The organism is Kineococcus glutinatus (assembly GCF_039542765.1).
In the GTDB taxonomy this organism is placed as follows: domain Bacteria; phylum Actinomycetota; class Actinomycetes; order Actinomycetales; family Kineococcaceae; genus Kineococcus_A; species Kineococcus_A glutinatus.
The window spans coordinates 1-5,972 of record NZ_BAABIL010000430.1 but is presented as its reverse complement, the minus strand read 5'-3'; the positions used below and the strand labels follow the sequence as shown (position 1 = coordinate 5,972).

Here is a 5,972-nt window from a genome sequence, read left to right as displayed (position 1 = left end):
GCGCGCCCGCGGCGGCACCGCCGTCGTGACGCTGGAGCCCTGCAACCACACCGGCCGGACCGGCCCCTGCGCGCAGGCGCTGCTGGCCGCGAGCGTCGCGCGCGTGGTCTACGCCCACCCCGACCCCACCCCCGTCGCGGCGGGCGGTGCGGCGGCGCTGCGCACGGCCGGCGTGGAGGTCGAGCGCGCGGCGGTAGAGGTGGAACCGCTGCGGCCGTGGCTGACCGCCCAGCGCCTGGGGCGCCCGCACGTGACGTGGAAGTACGCCGCCTCCCTCGACGGGCGCAGCGCCGCCGCCGACGGCACCTCGAAGTGGATCACCTCGGAGGAGGCGCGCGCCGACGTGCACCGGCTGCGCGGGGAGGTCGACGCCGTGGTCGCGGGCGTCGGCACCGTGCTGGCCGACGACCCCCTGCTCACCGTCCGACCCGACCCGGGCCGGCAGCCGCTGCGGGTGGTGTTCGACAGCGACGGCCGCACCCCGCCGGGGGCGCGGGTGCTGGACGGCTCGGCCCGCACGCTGCTGCTCACCGCACCCGGCGCGCCCGCACCGGCCGGGGTGGAGGCGGCGGCGGTGCCCCGGCACGACCTGCCCGCCGCGCTGGCGGTGCTGCGGCAGCGGGGTGTGGTGAGCGTGCTGCTGGAGGGGGGCCCCACCCTGGCGGGGGCGTTCCTCGCGGCGGGGCTGGTGGACCGCGTCGTCGGCTACGTGGCGCCGGTGCTGCTGGGTGACGGCCTGCCGGCGCTGGCCGGCGCGGGGGTGACGACGATCGCGGGGGCGCACCGGTGGCGGCTGGTGGACGTCGTCCGGCTGGGCCCGGACGTGCGGCTGACGGCCCTGCCGGCCTGAGGCGGCCGGACCCGGCCGTCAGGTCCGGGGGGCGGTGAGGTCGCGCACCTGCGCGTAGCGCTCCCGCACCCCCGGCACCGGGTCCGCCTCGAGCACGGCCTCCGGCGCCGGGCCCCACGCGGGCGGCTCGGCGTCACCGGAGAGCACCCAGGCCGCCTGCCGGGCGGCCCCGTCGGCGACGTACTCGCCGGGCTCGGGCACGACGACGGGCCGGCCCAGCACGGCCGGGGCGATCCGGCGCAGCGCCTCGGAGCGGGCGCCACCGCCGACGAGCACGACGCGCCGGGCCGCCACCCCCTGGGCGACGAGCGCGTCCAGCCCGTCCGCCAGCCCGCACAGCAGGCCCTCCACGGCGGCCCGCGCCAGGTGGGCGGGGGTGGACGTGGCGGGGGTGAGCCCGTGCAGGGCACCGGTGGCGTCGGGGCGGACGGGGGTGCGCTCGCCCTCCAGGTAGGGCACGAGGACGAGCCCGCCCGCGCCGGAGGGGGCGCTCAGCGCCAGGCGGGAGAACTCCTCGTGCCCGACGCCGAGCACCCGGGCGGCGGCGTCGAGGACGCGGGCGGCGTTGAGGGTGCACACCAGGGGCAGGTAGCGCCCGGTGGCGTCGGCGAAGCCCGCGACGACCCCGCTGTCGTCCGCGGTGGGGGCGGTGGCCACGGCGCTGACGACGCCGCTGGTGCCGATCGACACGACGACGTCCCCGGCGGCGGCCCCCACGCCGAGGGCGGCGGCCATGTTGTCGCCGGTCCCGGGGGCCAGGACGGTCTCCCGCGCCCCGCCGGCGCGGCGGCCGGCGTGCTGGGTGGGGCCGAGCACGTCGGGCAGCTGCACGTCGTCGCGTCCCAGCGCCAGCCGCAGCAGGTCGCGGCGGTACTCCCCCGCGGCCGGGGACCAGTAGCCGGTGCCGCTGGCGTCCCCGCGGTCGGTGGTGGGCCGCTCCCGCTCCTGCGGGCCGCCCGCGAGGTGCCACGTCAGCCAGTCGTGGGGCAGGCAGACGGTGGCGGTGCGGGCTGCGAGCTGCGGTTCGTGCTCGGCGAGCCAGCGCAGCTTGGCCACCGTGAAGGACGCCACGGGCACCGAGCCCACCGCGCGGGCCCACTCCCCGGGCCCGCCGAGCTCGGCGACGAGGTCCTCGGCGGCGTCGGCGGAGCGGGCGTCGTTCCACAGCAGGGCGGGCCGCAGCACCTCCCCGTCCTCGTCGAGGGCGACCATGCCGTGCTGCTGGGCGCCGACCGCGAGGGCGTCGACGTCGTCGAGCCCACCGGCGTCGGCCACCGCGGCGTCCAGGGCCCGCCGCCACGCGGCCGGGTGGACCTCGCTGCCGTCGGGGTGCGGGGCGCGCCCGGAACGCAGCAGCCGCCCGGTCCGCGCGTCGCGCACCACGACCTTGCAGGACTGGGTGGAGGAGTCGATCCCGGCGACGATCGGCATGGGCACAGCCAACACCCCGTCACCGCGGCGGCACGAGGGGGGAGCCGGGCGGGTGGCCGCTGCGTCGACCGGGTGTCGCTCGCGGACCGGAATGCCGGAAGCTCTCGCGAGCCTGTACCGTTGGCCCACGGAGAGATGACCAGGAACTCCGGGGTTCGCCTGCGCCGACCCCGGGTCGACGTGCGAGGGGGTCGACGCCATGGGGCGCGGCCGTGCGAAGGCCAAGCAGACGAAGGTCGCCCGTCAGCTGAAGTACTTCAGCCCGGAGACCGACTACGACGCGCTCCAGCGCGAACTGCACGGGCCCGATCGTTACAGCGCTTCCGGGCGCGCCGACGCTGAGGCGGCGGCCGCCGACGACGACGAGGAGCAGGACGACGGCCCTCCGTACGCGGTGGACGACGACTACGAGGAGTGGGCGGCCAAGCGACGGGCCTGACCCGTCCCGTCCGCGCTCCTGACGGCTCCGTGGCCCTTCCCGGCGGTCACCACCCCTGGTGGCGACCCTCGAGGAGGGCCACGCCGCCGTCGACGCCCTTGGCGTTGCTGCGCCCGTCGCTCTCGCGCCGCTCGCGCACCTGCCCGCACTCCCAGGCCGGCACGCCCCGGGCGGCGAAGTGCCGCACGACGGCGTCCACGGCGTCCGGGGCGACGACGGCCACCATGCCCACGCCCAGGTTGAGGGTGCGCTCCAGGTCCGCCGAGGGCACCCGGCCGAGGTCGCGCACCGTGGCGAACACCGCACCGGGGGTCCACGTCCCGCGCTGCACGACGCCGGTGAGCCCGGCGGGCAGACAGCGCGCGAGGTTGGCGGCGAGCCCGCCACCGGTGACGTGGGTCAGCGCCCGCACCCCCTCGACGGCCGCGAGCAGCTCCAGCACGGGCCGGGCGTAGATCCGGGTGGGTTCCAGCAGCTCCTCGCCCAGGGTGCGGCCGAAGTCGTCGACGTGCCGGTCGAGCGACCAGCCGGCGTCGGACACCACCCGGCGCACCAGCGAGTAGCCGTTGGAGTGCAGGCCGGAGGAGGCCAGCGCCACGAGGACGTCCCCCTCGCGCACCCGCTCGGCGCCCAGCAGCTCGTCGGCCTCCACGACGCCGGTCACCGCCCCGGCCACGTCGTACTCGTCGGGGCCGAGCAGGCCGGGGTGCTCGGCGGTCTCGCCGCCGACGAGCGCGGCACCGGCCTCGGCGCAGGCGCGGGCGATGCCCGCCACGAGCGCCGCCGTCCGCTCCGGCACGACCCGCCCGCAGGCGATGTAGTCGGTCATGAACAGCGGCGTGGCGCCGCAGACGACGATGTCGTCGACGACCATGCCGACGAGGTCGGCGCCGATGGTGTCGTGCCGGTCGAGGGCCTGCGCGATGGCGACCTTGGTGCCGACGCCGTCGGTGCTCGTGGCCAGCAGCGGGCGGCGGTAGCCGCGCAGCGCGCTGGCGTCGAAGAGCCCGGCGAAGCCGCCGAAGCCGCCGACGACCTCCGGGCCGTGGGTGCGGGCCACCGACGCCTTCATGAGCTCGACGGCGCGGTCACCGGCCTCGACGTCGACACCGGCGGCGGCGTAGGTGGTGCCGGCGGGTTCGTCCTGCACGGGGTCCTCCTGGAGGGCGGGACCGCTCACGAGCCCATCCCGACGGGCGTGATGGGCAGCCGGGGCCGCTCCAGGGCGTGCTTGCCGAGGCGCTCCACGTCGGGCAGCGGCACGGGGTAGCTGCCGGAGAAGCACGCCGTGCACAGCCGGTCGGCGGGTTGTTCGGTGGCCTCCACCATGCCCTCCATGGAGATGTACCCCAGGGAGTCGGCCCCGATGCTGGCGCAGACGTCCTGCACGCCGAGGCCGGTGGCGATGAGCTCGGCGCGGGTGGCGAAGTCGATGCCGTAGAAGCAGGGCCAGGTCACCGGCGGGGAGGAGATCCGCACGTGGACCTCGGCGGCGCCGGCCTCCCGCAGCATGCGGATGAGGGCGCGCTGGGTGTTGCCGCGGACGATGGAGTCGTCGACGACGACGAGCCGCTTGCCGTGCACGACGCTCTTGAGCGGGTTGAGCTTGAGCCGGATGCCGAGCTGGCGGATGGTCTGGCTGGGCTGGATGAAGGTGCGCCCGACGTAGGCGTTCTTCACCAGGCCCTGCCCGTAGGGGATGCCGGACTCCTCGGCGTAGCCGATGGCCGCGGGGGTGCCGGACTCCGGCGTCGGGATGACGAGGTCGGCCTCGACGGGGTGCTCGCGGGCCAGCGCGCGGCCCATCGCGACGCGGGACTCCTGCACGACGCGCCCGGCGATCGTCGTGTCGGGGCGGGCGAGGTAGACGTACTCGAAGACGCAGCCCTTGGGCCGGGCCTCGGCGAAGCGGGTGGAGCGCAGCCCGTCGGCGTCGATGGCGACGAGCTCGCCGGGCTCGATCTCGCGCACCACGCTGGCGCCGACGATGTCGAGGGCGGCGGTCTCGCTGGCCACGACCCAGCCGCGCTCCAGCCGGCCGAGGACGAGGGGGCGGATGCCGTGCGGGTCGCGGGCGGCGTAGAGGGCGTCCTCGTCCATGAACACGAAGCTGAAGGCGCCCTCCAGCTTCGGCAGCACCTCCAGGGCGGTGGCCTCGAGGGTGTGGTCGGGGTCGCCGGCCAGCAGCGCCGTGACGAGCGCGGTGTCGGTGGTGTTGCCGTGCTTGATCTCCCCGGCGTGGGCGCCGGAGGTGCGCTGGGCGAGCAGCTCGCGCAGCGCGAAGGAGTTGGTGAGGTTGCCGTTGTGGGCGAGGGCGACGGTGCCGCTGGCCGTGGCGCCGAGCGTGGGCTGGGCGTTCTGCCAGGTGCTGCCGCCGGTCGTGGAGTAGCGGGCGTGCCCGACCGCGACGTGCCCCTGCAGGGAGCCGAGCGCGCGCTCGTCGAACACCTGGGCCACGAGGCCGGTGTCCTTGTAGACGAGGATCTGCTCGCCGTTGCTGACGGCGATGCCGGCGGCCTCCTGCCCGCGGTGCTGCAGGGCGTAGAGGCCGAAATAGGTGAGTTTGGAGACGTCCTCGCCGGGAGCCCAGACCCCGAAGACGCCACAGGCGTCCTGGGGGCCCTTCTCACCGGGGAGGAGGTCGTGGTTCAGTCGTCCGTCGCCACGGGCCACGGCACGAGTGTCCCACAGTCCGGGCCCCCCGGCCGCCGCGCGTCCCGCGCCCGGCCCCGCGCGCCCGCGCCCCGGCGGCCCCGGATCAGCGGCCCCGCTCGAGCACGCCGCCGACGACGCCGCCGACGAGGCCGCCGACGAGGCCCTGGGTCGCCGCGAGGTAGCCCAGGAGCGCGGCGCGGCCGAAGCCGTCCGACGGGCGGCCGAGGAGGCTGGCGGCGGCGGCGAGCAGGACACCGGCCAGCATGCCGGTCAGCACCAAGGCGCGGTAGCGGGGGGCCCGCCGCAGCAGCACCCGGCGCCCGTCGGGGGCCGGGGCGGCCCGGCCCGGCTCCCCGGGGGTGGCGCCCGGTGCCGGTTCCTCCGGGGCGGGATCGGGCCGGGGGGTCGCGTCGCTCACGGTCAGACGGTACTTCCGCCGGCGCCCGCGGCGGGCAGCGGCAGCAGGTGGGACAGGTCGGCGCGGGCGCCGCTGGCGGCGACGAGGCCGGCGGCCCGGGCGTCGGCGAAGCTGAGGTCGCCGGCGGCCAGCCGCAGCCAGGTCGCCGGGTCCGTCTCCACGACGTTGGGCGGGGTGCC

At 77.3% G+C, this 5,972-nt stretch carries 7 protein-coding genes; 2 read left to right on the top strand and 5 right to left on the bottom strand.

The window, feature by feature from the left end; translation table 11 throughout:
• A partial coding sequence (gene ribD, locus ABEB16_RS15250) for a bifunctional diaminohydroxyphosphoribosylaminopyrimidine deaminase/5-amino-6-(5-phosphoribosylamino)uracil reductase RibD (RefSeq protein ID WP_345713083.1) occupies positions 1-850 on the top strand: 850 nt, incomplete at its 5' end.
• Between the two features lie 18 nt (positions 851-868).
• On the opposite strand, the gene xylB is transcribed toward ribD, so the two are convergent.
• Positions 869-2,281, bottom strand: coding sequence for a xylulokinase (gene xylB / locus ABEB16_RS15245; protein WP_345713082.1), 1,413 nt, complete (start codon positions 2,279-2,281; stop codon positions 869-871).
• Positions 2,282-2,480: 199 nt separating this feature from the next.
• Between xylB and ABEB16_RS15240 the strand changes: the two genes are divergently transcribed.
• The gene (locus ABEB16_RS15240) at positions 2,481-2,720 is read left to right on the top strand and encodes a DUF3073 domain-containing protein (protein ID WP_345713081.1); all 240 of its coding nucleotides are present in this window, start codon (positions 2,481-2,483) and stop codon (positions 2,718-2,720) included.
• Positions 2,721-2,766: 46 nt separating this feature from the next.
• On the opposite strand, the gene purM is transcribed toward ABEB16_RS15240, so the two are convergent.
• From purM to ABEB16_RS15220, 4 genes are all read right to left on the bottom strand, one after another.
• The gene (gene purM, locus ABEB16_RS15235) at positions 2,767-3,900 is read right to left on the bottom strand and encodes a phosphoribosylformylglycinamidine cyclo-ligase (protein WP_345713080.1); all 1,134 of its coding nucleotides are present in this window, start codon (positions 3,898-3,900) and stop codon (positions 2,767-2,769) included.
• A complete protein-coding gene (gene purF, locus ABEB16_RS15230) occupies positions 3,897-5,393 on the bottom strand; it encodes an amidophosphoribosyltransferase (RefSeq protein ID WP_345713079.1) in 1,497 nt (498 codons plus the stop codon). The genes purM and purF overlap by 4 nt, the downstream gene beginning before the upstream one ends.
• Positions 5,394-5,478: 85 nt before the next feature.
• Positions 5,479-5,793, bottom strand: coding sequence for a hypothetical protein (locus ABEB16_RS15225; protein ID WP_345713078.1), 315 nt, complete (start codon positions 5,791-5,793; stop codon positions 5,479-5,481).
• 2 nt (positions 5,794-5,795) lie between these two features.
• On the bottom strand, positions 5,796-5,972 hold a 177-nt coding region (locus ABEB16_RS15220; RefSeq protein ID WP_345713084.1), incomplete at its 5' end, for a sterol carrier family protein.

Coding starts and splice junctions, on each gene's coding strand:
- xylB (WP_345713082.1), bottom strand. CDS start 2,281: ATGCCGATCGTCGCCGGGATCGACTCCTCCACCCAGTCCTGCAAGGTC.
- ABEB16_RS15240 (WP_345713081.1), top strand. CDS start 2,481: ATGGGGCGCGGCCGTGCGAAGGCCAAGCAGACGAAGGTCGCCCGTCAG.